This is a genomic window from Bacillus sp. UMB0893 (genome assembly GCF_002858905.1).
In the GTDB taxonomy this organism is placed as follows: domain Bacteria; phylum Bacillota; class Bacilli; order Bacillales; family Bacillaceae; genus Bacillus_P.
In genome coordinates this window covers 763741-778970 of sequence record NZ_PKLB01000001.1, presented here as the reverse complement: position 1 = coordinate 778970, position 15230 = coordinate 763741, and the positions used below count along the sequence as shown (strand labels likewise).

Annotated in this window: 18 protein-coding genes; 3 read left to right on the top strand and 15 right to left on the bottom strand. The window is 40.2% G+C overall.

Annotation, left to right across the window (positions count from 1 at the left end; genetic code table 11):
* Positions 1 to 2 precede the first annotated feature (2 nt).
* Entirely contained in the window at positions 3 to 407 is a 405-nt protein-coding gene (locus CYJ36_RS03970; RefSeq protein ID WP_101565002.1) for a hypothetical protein, read from the top strand.
* A 9-nt stretch (positions 408 to 416) separates the two neighbouring features.
* Here CYJ36_RS03970 and CYJ36_RS03965 read toward each other — a convergent pair whose 3' ends face one another.
* The 3 genes from CYJ36_RS03965 to typA are packed head-to-tail and all read right to left on the bottom strand — an operon-like array spanning position 417 to position 2904.
* Positions 417 to 701 (bottom strand): hypothetical protein, encoded by a 285-nt coding sequence (locus CYJ36_RS03965; protein WP_101564999.1) that lies wholly within the window; start codon positions 699 to 701, stop codon positions 417 to 419.
* Complete coding sequence (locus tag CYJ36_RS03960; protein ID WP_101564997.1) at positions 698 to 1021, bottom strand: YlaH-like family protein; 324 nt, start codon at positions 1019 to 1021, stop codon at positions 698 to 700. The genes CYJ36_RS03965 and CYJ36_RS03960 overlap by 4 nt, the downstream gene beginning before the upstream one ends.
* Before the next feature lie 38 nt (positions 1022 to 1059).
* Positions 1060 to 2904, bottom strand: a complete 1845-nt coding sequence (gene typA / locus CYJ36_RS03955) for a translational GTPase TypA (protein ID WP_101564995.1) — start codon at positions 2902 to 2904, stop codon at positions 1060 to 1062.
* 139 nt (positions 2905 to 3043) lie between these two features.
* Between typA and CYJ36_RS03950 the strand changes: the two genes are divergently transcribed.
* Positions 3044 to 3229, top strand: coding sequence for a DUF5325 family protein (locus CYJ36_RS03950; RefSeq protein WP_101564993.1), 186 nt, complete (start codon positions 3044 to 3046; stop codon positions 3227 to 3229).
* A gap of 69 nt (positions 3230 to 3298) precedes the next feature.
* Here the strand turns inward: CYJ36_RS03950 and CYJ36_RS03945 are convergent, their stop codons facing one another.
* The 3 genes from CYJ36_RS03945 to CYJ36_RS03935 form a co-directional block, all read right to left on the bottom strand.
* Positions 3299 to 3754, bottom strand: a complete 456-nt coding sequence (locus CYJ36_RS03945; RefSeq protein ID WP_257962388.1) for a GNAT family N-acetyltransferase — start codon at positions 3752 to 3754, stop codon at positions 3299 to 3301.
* Positions 3755 to 4546 carry an inositol monophosphatase family protein gene (locus tag CYJ36_RS03940; protein WP_101564991.1) on the bottom strand — a complete coding sequence of 264 codons (792 nt, stop codon included), beginning with the start codon at positions 4544 to 4546 and terminating at the stop codon, positions 3755 to 3757.
* A gap of 149 nt (positions 4547 to 4695) precedes the next feature.
* Positions 4696 to 4884, bottom strand: a complete 189-nt coding sequence (locus CYJ36_RS03935; protein WP_101564989.1) for a hypothetical protein — start codon at positions 4882 to 4884, stop codon at positions 4696 to 4698.
* A gap of 251 nt (positions 4885 to 5135) precedes the next feature.
* Between CYJ36_RS03935 and CYJ36_RS03930 the strand changes: the two genes are divergently transcribed.
* Positions 5136 to 5777, top strand: coding sequence for a YktB family protein (locus CYJ36_RS03930; protein WP_101564987.1), 642 nt, complete (start codon positions 5136 to 5138; stop codon positions 5775 to 5777).
* 249 nt (positions 5778 to 6026) lie between these two features.
* On the opposite strand, the gene CYJ36_RS03925 is transcribed toward CYJ36_RS03930, so the two are convergent.
* The 9 genes from CYJ36_RS03925 to CYJ36_RS03885 form a co-directional block, all read right to left on the bottom strand.
* Positions 6027 to 6296: a UPF0223 family protein gene (locus CYJ36_RS03925; RefSeq protein WP_101564985.1), complete on the bottom strand. Its 270-nt coding sequence runs from the start codon at positions 6294 to 6296 to the stop codon at positions 6027 to 6029.
* A gap of 32 nt (positions 6297 to 6328) precedes the next feature.
* Positions 6329 to 7288, bottom strand: a complete 960-nt coding sequence (locus CYJ36_RS03920; protein WP_101564983.1) for an NAD(P)H-dependent flavin oxidoreductase — start codon at positions 7286 to 7288, stop codon at positions 6329 to 6331.
* A 235-nt stretch (positions 7289 to 7523) separates the two neighbouring features.
* Positions 7524 to 8525, bottom strand: coding sequence for a phosphotriesterase family protein (locus CYJ36_RS03915; RefSeq protein WP_101565660.1), 1002 nt, complete (start codon positions 8523 to 8525; stop codon positions 7524 to 7526).
* A complete protein-coding gene (locus tag CYJ36_RS03910; protein ID WP_101564981.1) occupies positions 8525 to 10204 on the bottom strand; it encodes a long-chain fatty acid--CoA ligase in 1680 nt (559 codons plus the stop codon). The genes CYJ36_RS03915 and CYJ36_RS03910 overlap by 1 nt, the downstream gene beginning before the upstream one ends.
* 315 nt (positions 10205 to 10519) lie before the next feature.
* Complete coding sequence (locus CYJ36_RS03905) at positions 10520 to 11701, bottom strand: ABC transporter substrate-binding protein (protein WP_101564979.1); 1182 nt, start codon at positions 11699 to 11701, stop codon at positions 10520 to 10522.
* A gap of 79 nt (positions 11702 to 11780) precedes the next feature.
* Complete coding sequence (locus tag CYJ36_RS03900) at positions 11781 to 12488, bottom strand: ABC transporter ATP-binding protein (RefSeq protein ID WP_101564977.1); 708 nt, start codon at positions 12486 to 12488, stop codon at positions 11781 to 11783.
* The gene (locus CYJ36_RS03895) at positions 12466 to 13245 is read right to left on the bottom strand and encodes an ABC transporter ATP-binding protein (RefSeq protein ID WP_101564974.1); all 780 of its coding nucleotides are present in this window, start codon (positions 13243 to 13245) and stop codon (positions 12466 to 12468) included. The genes CYJ36_RS03900 and CYJ36_RS03895 overlap by 23 nt, the downstream gene beginning before the upstream one ends.
* Positions 13245 to 14225: a branched-chain amino acid ABC transporter permease gene (locus CYJ36_RS03890; RefSeq protein WP_101564972.1), complete on the bottom strand. Its 981-nt coding sequence runs from the start codon at positions 14223 to 14225 to the stop codon at positions 13245 to 13247. The genes CYJ36_RS03895 and CYJ36_RS03890 overlap by 1 nt, the downstream gene beginning before the upstream one ends.
* Complete coding sequence (locus CYJ36_RS03885) at positions 14222 to 15088, bottom strand: branched-chain amino acid ABC transporter permease (protein WP_101564970.1); 867 nt, start codon at positions 15086 to 15088, stop codon at positions 14222 to 14224. Before CYJ36_RS03885 ends, CYJ36_RS03890 begins: the two co-directional genes overlap by 4 nt.
* Positions 15089 to 15230 lie beyond the last annotated feature (142 nt).

Sequence of the window (15230 nt, the reverse complement as noted above, 5' to 3'; positions counted from 1 at the left end):
GCTTGATCACCGGAACCGCTCTTAGTCTCTTTTTAAAAGGAATCGAAGCAATGACTGGTCAAAAAGTATATGTATTATTGCTCAATGTGGATTTTATATACAGCAGTCTACTTCCTGAGATAATAGAATTTAATATGCATTTAGCAGTTGCTTCATCCATCGGAATTCTTTATGTTTACATCCTGTATTTTTTCAGGATTCAATTTAAGGTGAAAAAAGGACTTGCAGCAATGGCCTTAACCGTTCCAGCCATCTTTTTGTACTTTCCTCTTACATCTTTGGCGAAAAAAGAAACACCAGCCTTTAACGATTATCCTTCAATAGGATGGTGGACAGCAGGCCATATTCTATTCGCTGCCGTGCTTGCTTGTTCAGAACATTTTATCAATAAAAAAACACCTCAATGAGGTGTTTTTTTATTGGAAATTCTTATATTTTTCAGGTTCTGCCTGTATTTGATCGATCATGCTGTCGATGAGTTCTACTGGGAATCTTGATGTTTTCGATTCTCCGTCTATTTGATAGCGGACAAGATACATTCCATCATCCTTATGAATCGTTAAGTCAGTCAACGCATGATTTTCCTTGAGCAATTCGTCAAACAGCATAAACGTATCAATTGCAGCCGTATCATCTGGACGTGCATCTGCAACAACTTTAATTGACAGCCAATTATAAAGCGAGTCCTGAAGAGAACTCATGTCGCTTCATTCCGTTCAGATTTTTTGGATTGATGCAGCCGGATCTTATAAATAATTAAAATCAAGTCAGCTACAATCAAACCTTCAGCTACTGGAAGAAATGCACCTAAAAACGTTAAGACAGTACAGCCGAGCATCAAGAACAGGTAAATGACAATTGCCTTCAAGAGGGGAAGCTTTTTTGCAAACCCCAGCTTAAATACAATTATTGATAATCCGAGAATGACCAAATATAAAATATTCGCCCCTGTTTGTGTATCAGGATCGGTTCCTGTATAAATCGCATAGGCAACCGGCCACATACTTTCGTATACGTCCATCCCATATTCCCCTCCATTGCATGTCTAGGGTCTATATCTTAAAGCAAGCCAGCTAATTTTTTCTTCTTAGCTTGTTTTTCACGCTCATTTTTATCAAGAATTTTCTTTCTTAAACGAATGGATGTTGGAGTAAGCTCACAGTACTCATCATCGTTCAAGTATTCAAGAGATTCTTCTAGTGACATGATGCGAGGTTTTTTCATTGTGCTTGTTTGGTCTTTATTTGCAGAACGGATATTTGTTTGCTGCTTCATTCTGCAGATGTTGACGACTAGATCATTTTCACGATTGTGCTCTCCAACGATCATGCCTTCATACACATCTTTACCCGCGTCAAGGAAAATAATTCCGCGGTCTTCAACACCTTGGATACCGTAAGTTGTTGATTTTCCGTTTTCCATAGAAATCAGTACGCCTTGACGTCGTCCGCCTACTTGACCTGGCTGCATTGGCTGATAGCTGTCAAATGTGTGGTTGATGATGCCGAAACCGCGAGTGATTGACATGAATTCTGTAGAGTATCCAATTAATCCGCGTGCAGGCACGTTAAAAATTAGTCGAACTTGACCGTTACCGTTGTTAATCATATCAAGCATTTCACCTTTGCGGGCACCAATTGATTCCATAACAGAACCAGTATGCTCTTCAGGTACATCAATTTGAACGCGTTCAACTGGCTCACATCTGACTCCATCAATTTCTTTAACGATAACTTCAGGTTTAGAAACTTGAAGCTCGTAGCCTTCGCGGCGCATGTTCTCGATTAAAATTGAAAGGTGAAGCTCTCCGCGGCCTGATACGATCCAGGCATCCGGAGATTCTGTGTTTTCAACACGTAAACTTACATCTGTCTGTAATTGAGCCATTAAACGCTCTTCAATTTTACGTGAAGTGACATATTTTCCTTCGCGGCCTGCAAATGGGCTGTTGTTTACAACAAACGTCATTTGAAGAGTCGGCTCATCGATACGAAGAATTGGCAATGCTTCCTGATGCTCTACCGGGCAAACCGTTTCCCCTACGTTGATATCTTCCATTCCGGAAACTGCTACTAGATCTCCTGCTTTTGCGCTTTCAATTTCTATACGCTTTAAACCTTGGAAACCGAATAATTTTGTTACACGGAAGTTCTTGAAAGAACCATCAATCTTCATTAATGATACCTGCTGGCCAACTTCCATCGTTCCGCGGAATACGCGGCCGATTCCGATACGTCCAACATAATCGTTGTAATCAAGAAGAGCTACCTGGAATTGAAGAGGCTCATCTGTATTATCAACTGGAGCAGGAATATGCTCAACAATAGAATCAAACAATGAAACCATGTTTTCTTCCTGATCAGCAGGGTCCGGGCTTGTGCTCGCTGTGCCATTCATAGCTGAAGCGAAGATAACCGGGAACTCAAGCTGCTCTTCTGATGCATCAAGTTCAATAAATAAGTCTAGAACTTCATCCACTACTTCCTCTGGACGGGCAAAATCACGGTCAATTTTGTTAACTACTACGATTGGCGTTAAATTTTGCTCAAGCGCTTTTTTCAGAACAAAACGTGTTTGCGGCATACAGCCTTCATAAGCGTCAACAACAAGTAAAACGCCGTCAACCATTTTCATGATCCGTTCTACTTCTCCGCCAAAGTCAGCATGTCCAGGTGTATCCATAATATTGATGCGTGTATCTTTATAATTAATTGCCGTATTTTTTGCTAAGATCGTGATTCCGCGCTCGCGCTCTAAATCATTGGAATCCATCGCTCTTTCAGCAACTTGTTCGTTCGCACGGAACGTACCTGCCTGATGAAGCATTTTGTCGACAAGAGTCGTTTTTCCGTGGTCTACGTGGGCAATAATAGCAATGTTTCGAATATCATTTCGAAGTTTCACATTTTCATCTCCTAAAAAATAAAATAACCTTATGTATTATACCACAAACTTTTGTAGAAAAAAGAAATCATTTTATGTAAACTGATAAAAGGGACAAAAATTAATTGTTCAAGCGGTTTACGAAAGGGATGAAATTTTAATGAAATCCGGAAAATGGGTTTTCTTTCTTTTAGCATTAATCGCAGCCGGATCCATGATCTGCATCGGTATTGCCGTTGGTGAAAGAAGCATATTAGGAATTTTAATATCGATTATTGCCCTGATTGCAGCAATGGGATTTGGCTTTGCCACTAAAAAGAAAATGCGTGATAAAGGTCTGCTTTAATTAGAAGCTTGGATGAATTTCTCCAAGCTTATTTAAATTTCACCAATTAAAAGACCCCAGATTATGGGGTCAAACTGGTTTCACTAAAATCATATAGTCACTGCCATTCGTGTTCTTCTCCATTTTCAGCTGCTCAAACCCGCTGGCGCCTAAAAATTGCAGCCATTCCAGCTGTGCAAGAGGACAGCCTGCAAAAAGCGCCTTATGCCCTTTTCGTTTTAATTCATCTGAAATTTGGGTTATGACTTCTTTAGCCAGCCCTCCGTGCCGAAACTTTTTATGAATTAGGATGGTTCCAAGCCAAGGTTTTTCGTTTGACGGTGACCATTCAATATGAAAGGAGATTCCGGCTTTCTCATTTTCCTTCGTCCATACAGACCAATTGCCATTATACATTTTATAAGAGAGCAAATATTCTTCAAGCTGATCTGGTGTGCATTCTTCCTGCATCCACATCTCGCTATCCGTAATTAATTCTCTAAAAAAAGAATAGTCCGCTTCCGTTAATAGCCGATTCTTTATCATCTATTTATGGAGATAATCCTTTAATATGGTCGAATGAATTCCCTTCTTTGCAACAAATATACTGTTTTGGCCAAGAAGGCTGATCTTTTCTCCCTTTAAAGTTGTTGCACTTGCCCCAACTTCCTCAAGCAATATCAAACCAGCGGCAAAATCCCAGGGAGCAAGTCTGAGCGTGATATATGCATCAAGCCTGCCTGAGGCTACGTATGCAAATTCCAGAGTAGCCGATCCATAAGAGCGTGTGCCTCTTACAGCTTTTGCAATAGGAATCAATAAATTGTGATCAATGCGCCGATTCTCCATCACCCATGTTGCATTAAGTGCAATGACAGCTTCATTTAAAGGGACATCTTTCAGTTTAGGGAGCCTGATGTCATTCATATATGCGCCATTGCCTCGAACAGCATGATAAAGCTCATCATGAACAACATCATAGATTAAACCTATTTTTCCTATTCCATCTTCATAAATACCGATTGAAATGGCAAAATTCCGCTGCTGATGAACAAAGTTCATCGTTCCATCGATTGGGTCAACAATCCATACAATACCTTCTAAAGATTGAATTTCATTCCCAAAACCCTCTTCCCCAAGAATACGATGTTCAGGGTAGGTTTCATTGATTTTCGAAATTAAATACTGCTCGGTTTCTTTATCCATATTGGTAACTAAATCATCTGGATTTGATTTTGTCTGAATCGACAGTTCGTTTTGAAAGGATTGTCTTATTTTTTCGCCAGCTTCATATATCCATGATTTTGCATGCTGTTCGATGTCTGCCCAATTTGCCATGTTAAAACCTTCTTTCTATGTAGAAAAGTATCTATGTTTATAGGATACTTAAGGAAATTATGGAAAGCAAGAAAAGGCTATTTTTGCAAAGTATGTATTTAATCAGATAAAAACGAACCCTTATACGAGGTTCGCTACGTATGATACATTTAAGCTTTTAAACGAATCCATTCTTTTCTAAGTCTTTCAAGCTTACGTTTGCATTCATTCTTTTTCGTTTCATCGTTTTGGCTCATTGCGTCATAAAGGGTGGCCAATTCATAATCCAACTCAAGTTTCAGCACCCCAATGCGATTATCATATTCCTTTTGTCCTGTAGTTTTAACAATTTGCTTCATCTTTCTACCGCCCCTTTCAAAAAATGTCTATTTTTGTTTTCCAGCGACCATCATTTAACTTAATTTTCAGATATTTTTATATATGATATGACACTTGAAAATAGGATGCAACTTGGATGTTAAAATTGTGTATTCACCTAATTATTTATTTAATACCACATTTAATGAATGTCGAAACGTGCATGTTTCTTTCGAATGTGCTGAATGATATGCTAAACTATTTCCATGCAGCATGATCAGGAGGTAGCAGTATGGAATTTAAAGGATTTACCGAAGATGATTTTAAGGTTTTTACCATTCAGGGCTTAGATGAAAGAATGGAAGCATTAATTAAAACAGTAAGACCTAAACTTGAACAGCTTGGTGAGATGTTTTCTCCAGAATTATCAGGCTTAACGGGAGAAGAAATGTTTGCACATGTTGCAAAACATGCCCGCAGATCTGTGAATCCGCCTAAAGATACATGGGTTGCTTTTGCAGGCAATAAGCGCGGCTATAAGATGCTTCCCCATTTTCAAATTGGCTTGTGGGAAACTCATGCCTTCGTTTGGTTTGCAGTTATTTACGAATCTCCAATCAAAGATCAATATGGGGCAGAGCTTGCAAAAAATTGGAAAAAAATCCAATCAGATATCCCACAGAATTATGTGTGGTCTTCAGATCATACGAAACCAGAAGTGATGGTACAAAAAGACCTCGGTCCTAAAGATTTTCAAAAATTGTTTGAAAGACTGCGGACTGTAAAAAAAGCTGAATTATTATGCGGATTAAAAATTGTCCGGGAGGACGCTGTAAAAATGTCTGGAAAAGAATTCACGCAGACTGTAGAAAAGGCATTTAAAACGCTTCTTCCTCTATATAATCTTGCACATAAAGCAGCAGTTTCTTCATGAGAAAAGCGCAAGCTCCCATTTAGCGCAGGCAGCGAGGAGCTGAGTATTGGAGCTAGAGTATACTATCTTATCACTTGAAAAAGCAAAAGGACGGCATGTGCCGTCCTTTTGCTTTTTAGCAGTGTTCCCTAGATTGTTGTTTTCCGCAGATAGACATAGAAGCCGTGCTCTATTCTAAACAAAATTCTCGAAGTTTCCCCTGATATAACGATTGAAGCTATTGTATTTACAGCAATCGTTTAAAAGAGCCTACATTTTAATTTTATCAGAGTCGCTGCTTTCTCTTCCCTTTTTGATGGCACGATAGGAAGAATAACCGCTCATTTCCTCAAAATCATCACAAAGATTTTTTTCTTCTGCTTTGCTCGGGACAATCTCTTTAAATCTCCGATAGGCATTCATTAATGCTTCTCGGCTGATCCCGCTCTCATACGCTTTTTCAATTGATTGGAAAAATGCAATAACATCAATAATTTCAGTCGTGCTCCAATCAGGCTGAATTGGATATTGATATTCCAAAGGTCCTCACCTGCCTTTTCATGTTGAATGGTTTATTGACTCCATCTTTGCCTTAGACTTTCGGCTTCGCTTATCATCCGTGACATAAGCTGCTCTGCACTTGGAATATCATGAATTAAACCTGTTACTTGACCTGCCCAGGCAAAACCATTGTCTATCATACCATCATATATGTATCTTTTGTTAGCATGTCCGCTAATATAATCTTTTAATTGCTCATAATCGGCATGTTCATCTTCCATCTCTAATATTTTTGCAGTCCACGGACCAGCAAGAGCCCGCGCCGGAGCACCAATGCTGCGTTTTATAACAACCGTATCCCGCTCAGAACTATTTACTAGAGCAGCTTTATACGCTGAATGAGCATGGATACACTCCTTGGTTGCAATAAAACGTGTTCCCATTTCAATTCCTTCTGCACCTAAACTGAGAGCTGCCATCAGCCCTCTTCCGTCACCAATACCTCCAGAAGCAATCACTGGAATTGAGACTGAATCGACAACCTGAGGTATAAGAACAAACGTGCCGGTATCGTCTCTTCCAAGGTGGCCGCCTCCTTCCTGTCCCACTACCATCACAGCATCTGCACCTAATTCTTCGGCTTTTTCGGCTTGCCTTCTTGCAGCAACCAGGACTAGCTTCCTTACATTTACCCCTTTTAATTGATCAAATATTGGAGACGGGTTTCCTCCAGTCATTGATATTACGGGCACCTCTTCTTCAATAGCAACATCTAGCAGGTCTGAAAACGCTCTTCCATGCTGTCCAATTGCAAAATTCACTCCGAAAGGTTTATCGGTTTTTTGTCGTACTTTTGAAATTTCTTCCCTTAACAGCTCAGGTTCACCTAAAGACATAGCGGTAATCTGCCCAAGTCCGCCTGCATTAGATACGGCAGCTGCCAAATCTGAATAAGCAAGATATGCGAGACCTCCCTGTATTATTGGATATTCGATATTGAGCAGTTCTGTAATTCTCGTGTTCCATTTCATCCATATTCCCCTCTCTTGAAGTCAAAACTATAAATAATTGTTTTCGATTCTAGCCTTACATATTTTTTTATAATTTTAAAAATTTTTGTTCAGTAATTCATTCGATATTTCTATAAAATTTCCTGTTCATAAGAAGAAATTAGAATATTAGACCTGCCCCATAATTGCTCATTTCCCTCAACTAAATTTATTCAGGTGTTAAATAAATAAGCGGCGGCTATTTCCGCCGCCGTGATTAAGCATTCAATTTAGCTTCTTGCTGAAAAAAGAGTCTGGAAGGATTTACTTCAACCATCGTGCTAATGCTTTCCTCTGATAACCCTTGCTCCCGCAACTCAGGAATAATATTTTCAAAGAGATGTGCAGGATGCCAGTTTTTCATTTTTTCTTGAATCTGCTCTTGCAAAATTAAAGGTCTGCCCATCCAATAATTAACAGTGTCATGAGACAGCATGATCTGATTTGTATAGCCAAGGGATACTAATTTCAAGAGGGTTTTTATCCTCTCTTCATCAGAAGGAGCTCCCCCCATTCCCTGTATCCCAAAGCGGTCTAAAGCAATAAAAGCACCTTTTTTCAATACGTCCAAATGATAATCAACGTTTGTATTTCCGCACATATGTCCAATCACGATCTTTTTTGGATCACAGCCAAGCTCCAGCAATAGATCCACTTGTTCAGGACCCATCGTTCCCTCCTGTGTATGTGTCAATATAACCGTTCCTTCTTCACGCTGCACCCTGGCAGCTGCTTTAAAGAACATTTCTTCATACTTCGTTATTTCACCCTTGCTTGAGACAAGATTAAGTATACATGGTTTAATCCCAGTATTTCGGATTCCATCTGTTACTTCCTTCTTGAACATTTCATATATTTCTTCTTCAGCCGTTCCAAGTCCTTGTCTGAACTTAAAATAAGGCGTCGCTCCTTCTCCTTCATAATAGAAACCAGTAGCACATATGATTTGCAAGCCTGTCCGCTCAGAGATTTCTTTTAACAGCTCAGGGTTTCTTCCGCATTCATTTGGTGTGGGATCGACTACTGTTTCTACTCCAAAGCTTAAAAGCTGCAATGCAATTGTAATACCGGTCTCCAGTGCATCCTGTTCATCAAATCCCCCTAGAGAGTCATCTCCGTGAAATCCAGGATAGCCAAAAACAAAATGTTCATGAATGAGTGTTTTCCCGAGCTGATCCGCAGAAATTGGCCCAGTTACAGTTTCAATTGTATTTTTCATCATTTCACCCTCAAAACCTTTTGATTTTCTTCTTCCTGGAGCTGACGCCATAGAAGTTTGCCGCTTGATGTCATTGGAAGGCTCTTTCTAAATTCAATGTATCTCGGATATTTGTAAGCAGCCATTTTCTCTTTTGCCCAGTTCACAATCTCTTGCTCATCTATTTTTCCTTCATATTCTTTATTTAAGATAATAAATGCCTTGACGGTTTCCCCTCTTCTTTCATCTGGAATACCTACGACACACGCTTGCTGCACAGCAGGATGCTGATAAAGAACACCTTCTATCTCAGTCGGCCATACTTTAAAGCCTGAAGCGTTGATCATTCTTTTTACTCGATCTACAATAAAGTAATAACCTTCATCATCCCGTTTGCCAATGTCGCCTGTCCTGAAAAACTTCATACCTTCTATTTCAATAAATGATTTTTCATTTTCTTCTTCGCGATTATAATAGCCGATGAAAACTTGCGGCCCATTGACAACAATTTCACCTTCCTGCCCATCTGACAGTACTGTCAGATGAATCGGATCAATAATCCTTGCCTCGACATCAAAAGATGGAATTCCTAAGCATTGTAATTTTGGACGGTCTGGGGGATTGAAATGAGTCTGCGCAATCGTTTCAGAAAGTCCATATCCTTCAATAAATTTAAGCCCTGTCATTTTATACAGCTTTTCTCCAACTGCGGCAGGCAGAGGTGCCCCGCCTCCTGCTATATTCATCAAGGACGAAACGTCTTCCTTTACAAGCGCAGGATTTGCCAGAAAATCGATCAGCATTGTGCTGATATTTATCCAGTGTGTAACCTTTTTCTCATGAATTACTTTTCTTGCATACTCCCTGTCCCATCTTGTCATCATAACTACCGTAGCCCCTGATAGGATGGGAATATGCATACTGTGAACCATTCCAGTTACATGAAATAACGGGAGTGTCGCCAGGCAAATTGCATCTGAAGTGGCATTCAGCCAATGATACCCGCCGAATGTATTAGCCTGAACGGTCCGGTGAGAATGCATACAGCCTTTTGGAAGTCCCGTTGTTCCAGAAGTATACGGCATTACAGCTAAATCGTCTGGTCCAGCTGTCATTTCTGATGGAGAAAATAATGCCTGCAGTGCTTCTTTCCAACCATAATGGTCTTTATTTAAAAGCGGGATGGCATCCCTCTTTACCTCATCTGGTATATCTTCTCGGTTTGAGTCTTTAGAAAGATAATCAGAGTAAACCGCTGTAATGACATTTTTTAATGACGTAGACTCGAAAATAGACTGTAAGCGTTCATAAAGTTCTTGGCCGATAATACCTGTGTTCATTTGGCAATCATTAATATAAAATCTGAGTTCTTCTTCAGTATTCATCGGATTTATTGGAACAACAATCCCGCCAGCTCTCAAAATCGCATAGTAGCCAATTACGAATTGAGGCGAATTTTGAACGAATAAGAGTACTTTATCGCCCACAGCAACAGATAATTTCTTTTCCAGAAAGCCTGCAAGCGATTCTACTTCACGAAATAACTGTTTGTATGTAATTTCTGCTCCATAATAACAAATGGCAGTTTTGTCAGAATAACGCTTTGCTGAGACAGCTAGATTTTCATAAAGTGTTATGTCAGGAACCGTTAATGTATGGGGCACCCTTTTCGGCCAATGTTCAAAATGAGCATGAATCATGGATTGCTGCACCTCTTCTCTATAATTGGTAACGCTTACAATATAATTCTAATTTTTCTGATAAATACCTTTTGTAAATAAAAATAATTTTGTAAGTTCGTTTCAAATTTAACGAAAGAGAGTTTCCCAGCATTCAGTCAGGGAAACTCCAATCATTATTTGGATGTGTTCGAAATTGATTGGCGGCTTTGAGCAGGAGTCACTCACCAAGGTCTCGGGTCGTCTTAAATTTCAATAAACAGGACTAATTTTGACTCAATCAAAACCCAATTTTTTCACTGAATTGCTATTGCATCAATGTTTACGAAAAGAGCCTTATTTTTTTATATTGACCAGCTTTCCTTCTTCGACTGCATAAATAGATGTTTTCCAATCAAATCCATTATTTTCTATGCCAGTCAAATGCCAGACCATCTGCTCATCCTCCAGGTTTTTAATTCCTTCCTCCATATTTTCCATGATTTTAGTCGGATCTGAAACAGTTCCTGCAGCCTGCATGGCCTTTACTGCAACGTGAAGAGCCTGGTAATTAAATGCACTTTCAGCTGTAGGTACGCCATCACTCACATCTGCATATTTTTCAACAAATGCCGGGCCTCCCGGTGCATCACTTTGTTTAATTGGAAGTGTTCCTACTCCTCCTTCAAGCATTTCGTAGCCTCCTAGCACTACCTCCATTTCTTCAAATTTCGCCTGATCCATAATCATAATTCCGCCCTTAAAACCAAGTTCTCGTGCTTGCTTGATTAATAGGGCTGTCGGCTGAGATGGACCTCCTACAAATAGGACATCGGGCTTTTCTTTTAAAGCATTTGTCATGATTGTGAAAAAGTCTGTTTCCTTGCTGAAATCAACAGATCCGTCAAATACGATCTCTCCGCCTTTTTTCACCCAGACTGGCTTTATTGTTGCTGTCCAATCTTTGCCGTATTGAGTAGCTGTCGGAATTAAAGCCAGCTTTTTCCCAAAACGCTTCATTTGATAGTCTGCATACGGTTCCGGATATGCATCATAGGATGAAGGAATACTCAAGGTCAGCTTATTGCCCTGTTCCTGGATTTTCGGTTCACTTGTATAAGCGCCGATAATGAAATTTTCTTGCTGATTAAATACTTGAGTTGCAAAAACGCCTCCGCTATGAGGAACGAAAATGATTGGAGTCTTGTTTTCCTGAACAAGTCTGCGCGCATTTGTTCCTGTTTCATTCGGCAGGTATTTATCATCAAGAGACACAATTTTCACCTTATACTTTTTTCCGTCTACTTCAAATCCTTCTTTGTTGATTTCATCTGCTGCCATGGTTAAACCTCTTAATGTATTTTCCCCATAGAATGCCGCAGGACCTGATAAAGGACCGCTAAACCCAATGTTGACTGTACCCTCTTTTGAATCTGAACCTCCTGCAGCAGTTGAAGATTCACTTGAGTTACAGGCAGAGAGCCCTAATACTGAGACAAATAATCCAAGTACAATACCAATCCTTTTCAGCGATTTCACATTGATTCCCCCTATTTTTCATTTTCACCTGACTGCTGCCAATCTTAAAACCTCACCCCCTGCTGCGTGAAGTGTATGATCATGCGCCTATATAAGCACGCTTAATCTCTTCATTATCAAACAGCTCCTCTTTCGAACCTTCCATAACAATTTGCCCGCTCTCCATTACATATCCTCTTGAAGATATCGAGAGAGCTGCATGAGCATTTTGTTCTGCAAGCAAAATGGTCGTGCCATTTTTATGAATCTCCTGTATGACTCTAAACATTTGTTCGACAATAAGCGGTGCAAGCCCAAGCGACGGTTCATCGAGAAGAAGGATTTTTGGGTGGGACATGAGTGCCCTTCCGATCGCAAGCATTTGCTGCTGTCCCCCGCTTAAAGATCCGGAGGCATTTTTTCTTTTTTCAAATAAAATAGGGAAGAGAGCATAAATCTCGTCAAGCCGTTTTTTTACCATTTCACTTTTTTTGCGATGGCTGTAGCTTCCCATTTTCAAATTTTCAAAAACAGTCATTTCTGGAAACAGCTTTCTTCCTTCCGCACATTGGACAATTCCTGATCTGACAAGCTTATAAGGAGGTTTGTTATGGATTTCCGTTTCTTCAAATAAAATTTGTCCCTCTGAGACTTTATTTAAGCCTGAAATCGTATTGAATAATGTGCTTTTCCCTGCTCCATTTGCACCAAGGATTGTGACCAGCTCGCCTCTGCCAATCTCCATCGATACATTTTTAAGAGCCTGAAAGCGACCATAATGAACATTAATATGTTGCAGCTTCAGCATAAGCATGGCCTCCCAGATAAGCTTCAATGACATGGGGATTCGCCTGGATATCCCTCGGCAGACCCTCAGCAATTTTTTTTCCATGATTCAGGACCATAACTTTATCAGCGAGGCTCATGACCATCTTCATCTTATGTTCAATGAAACAAACGGTATATCCATGGTTTTTCAGTTTAAGGATGAGCTCTGACAATCCTTCCGTCTCATCAGGATTTACACCTGCGGCCGGCTCATCAAGCAGCACAATTTTTGGTTCCGTTGCTAAAGCCAGAGCAATAGCTACCCTTTTTTGAGCTTCTTGTGTAATTGATGAAACGACTTCTCCTTCGAGTTGCTCGATGCCGCAGAATGCTAAGGCATCCATGGCTTTTTCGTAACACGCTTTTTGTTCTGATTTTTCCCTTCTGCTGTTAAAAATCCCATCAAACAAATGAGCTTTTGTGCGGAGCCGGTGTCCGATCAGAACGTTGTCAATAACAGTAGAATCTGAGAATAAATTCGTCGTTTGAAATGTTCTGCCAATCCCAAGCTTCGCCATTTTTGCTGGTTTTGCTGCGGTCACATCTTTTCCTTCAAAGTGAATGCTTCCTGAGGTAGGTCGATGAAAACCGCTGATTAAGTTAAGAAACGTGGATTTACCTGCGCCATTTGGTCCAATGATTGCGGTAATCTTCCCTTTCTCGATTGTAAGATCAACGTTATTTACTGCCGTTAAACCGCCAAAGGATTTGGTTAATTGGTGGATCTCAGCCAGCATCAGCCTGCCTCCTTTACTTTTTCTTTTCCCTGTACTATCTTGCGGCGATTTATATACGTTTTTACAGAGTAATAGCTTCCAACAAGTCCTTTTGGATAGAAAAGCATAATTAACACAACAATCGGTCCAAAAATCAGCATTCTGTATTCTTCCAGGAATTGAAGGGATTGAGTAACAGATACAATTAAAAACGTACCAAGGATTGGGCCCGCCATTGTTCCAATCCCTCCGACCAAAAGATACATCAGCATTTCAAATGTAACCGTAATGGCTGAGATGTCCGGTCCGAGAAAACGGATAAAGCCTGCATAAAGAGCACCCGCAAGCCCTGCAAAAAAAGCAGATAAAACAAATGCCAGCAGCTGATTTTTCATAATATTAATGCCGATAGTTTTTGAAAGATCTTCACTCCCCCGTATTGCGTGCAAAGTTCTTCCAAAAAGAGAATCTTTTATTCTCTTTACAACAAGGATGGTTCCAAGAAGGAAGAGCAAAATGAAGTAATATTGGGATTCAATTGTTTCAAACGTAATCGGTCCGATTGGCGCCGGAACAGGAATGCCGATAAGACCTCTGACTCCCCCGGTTACCTCATCCCATTTATCGATCGTCAGATAAATGATAAATCCAACACACATCGTATAGATGGCAAAAAAGTGATGTCTTGTCCTAAGCGCAATCAAACCTATTAAGAAACTGAGTCCTGCCGTAACAGCTATAGAGGCAAGAAAAGCCAGCCAAAAATTCACTTGATAAGTAGCAGTCAATATCCCGAGAGTATATGCCCCTGCTGCAAAAAATCCGGCATGTGCAAGTGAGAGCTGACCAGTAAATCCAGAAATAATATTTAATCCGTAAACGGCAATGGACCAGATCATCACGAGAATGATGATTTGCTTATGGTAGTGATTTTGAGAGAGCAGCGGGAACAGAACGGTGATCAGCAGTATGCCAAGAAGCAAAATTCTTTGAATCTTCACGTACTCGCCCCCTTTGAAAATAATCCTGTTGGCTTTATCGTTAAAATTGCCACTAAGAGAAGAAACGCAATCATATCTTTATAATCATTTGATAAATAGGTCGCGCCGAGACTTTCCGTCAATCCAAGGAGAAATCCTCCGACAATCGCCCCTGGTATACTTCCCATTCCTCCGATAATGATAATGACAAAAGCTTTCATAATAACCAGGCTTCCCATCGTTGGAAAAACAAGATTAATAGGCGAAGCAAGTGTTGCGGCGGCAGAAGCAAGACCCGCTGCAATGGCGAATGTAAGCATGGCGACCATGTTTGCATTGATTCCTACTAAAAATGCCCCTTCCCTATTTTGCGACATGGCCACAATCGAGGCACCTGTCATTGTCTTTGTCAGGAAAAAATGCAGAGCAAGCATCAATAGAATGGAAGAAGCGACAATCAAGATCCGCTGCTGTGTCAGGGTTAAGCCGAATACCTCCACGACTCCTGAAAATGGAGTTGGCATTTGTTTATAATCTGTGCCCCATATTAAATGTGCCAATGATTCGAAAAAGAGCATAAGTCCGATGGCCGCAACCATAACTCTCATGGGGTTTACATTTCCTAAAAACTTAAAGACAAACTGTTCGCATAAAATGCCTAAAACGGCAACTATGAGAATGGACAAAAACATGGCTGCCCAATAATTTATCCCGTATTGAGTCATAAACAACAGGCTCACATATGCGCCAATGGTATAAAACGATCCGTGTGCGAAATTCGGAATATGAAGAATGCCAAATACGAGCGTCAATCCTAAAGCAACCAAACTGTAAACGCTTCCAATTGTGATTCCGTTAAATAATTGCTGAAGTAATAGTTCCATAGCGGGCCCCCTTACTTTTATTTTTGAAGTCTAAAAGCTTGATTGAAGTGAATACAGCAGCATATAGGCGGGATGATTAGAAGAATATGAAGAGTTACAAGTTGTTAAAAACGGGACCGTTTTATCTTGATCCGGCCCCGCT

Excerpts from the sequence above, each read along its gene's own strand:
- CYJ36_RS03965 (WP_101564999.1), bottom strand. The coding sequence starts at position 701 with ATGAGTTCTCTTCAGGACTCGCTTTATAATTGGCTGTCAATTAAAGTT.
- CYJ36_RS03960 (WP_101564997.1), bottom strand. The coding sequence starts at position 1,021 with ATGGACGTATACGAAAGTATGTGGCCGGTTGCCTATGCGATTTATACA.
- CYJ36_RS03950 (WP_101564993.1), top strand. The coding sequence starts at position 3,044 with ATGAAATCCGGAAAATGGGTTTTCTTTCTTTTAGCATTAATCGCAGCC.
- CYJ36_RS03945 (WP_257962388.1), bottom strand. The coding sequence starts at position 3,754 with ATGATAAAGAATCGGCTATTAACGGAAGCGGACTATTCTTTTTTTAGA.
- CYJ36_RS03940 (WP_101564991.1), bottom strand. The coding sequence starts at position 4,546 with ATGGCAAATTGGGCAGACATCGAACAGCATGCAAAATCATGGATATAT.
- CYJ36_RS03935 (WP_101564989.1), bottom strand. The coding sequence starts at position 4,884 with ATGAAGCAAATTGTTAAAACTACAGGACAAAAGGAATATGATAATCGC.
- CYJ36_RS03930 (WP_101564987.1), top strand. The coding sequence starts at position 5,136 with ATGGAATTTAAAGGATTTACCGAAGATGATTTTAAGGTTTTTACCATT.
- CYJ36_RS03920 (WP_101564983.1), bottom strand. The coding sequence starts at position 7,288 with ATGAAATGGAACACGAGAATTACAGAACTGCTCAATATCGAATATCCA.
- CYJ36_RS03915 (WP_101565660.1), bottom strand. The coding sequence starts at position 8,525 with ATGAAAAATACAATTGAAACTGTAACTGGGCCAATTTCTGCGGATCAG.
- CYJ36_RS03910 (WP_101564981.1), bottom strand. The coding sequence starts at position 10,204 with ATGATTCATGCTCATTTTGAACATTGGCCGAAAAGGGTGCCCCATACA.
- CYJ36_RS03900 (WP_101564977.1), bottom strand. The coding sequence starts at position 12,488 with ATGCTGAAGCTGCAACATATTAATGTTCATTATGGTCGCTTTCAGGCT.
- CYJ36_RS03895 (WP_101564974.1), bottom strand. The coding sequence starts at position 13,245 with ATGCTGGCTGAGATCCACCAATTAACCAAATCCTTTGGCGGTTTAACG.
- CYJ36_RS03885 (WP_101564970.1), bottom strand. The coding sequence starts at position 15,088 with ATGGAACTATTACTTCAGCAATTATTTAACGGAATCACAATTGGAAGC.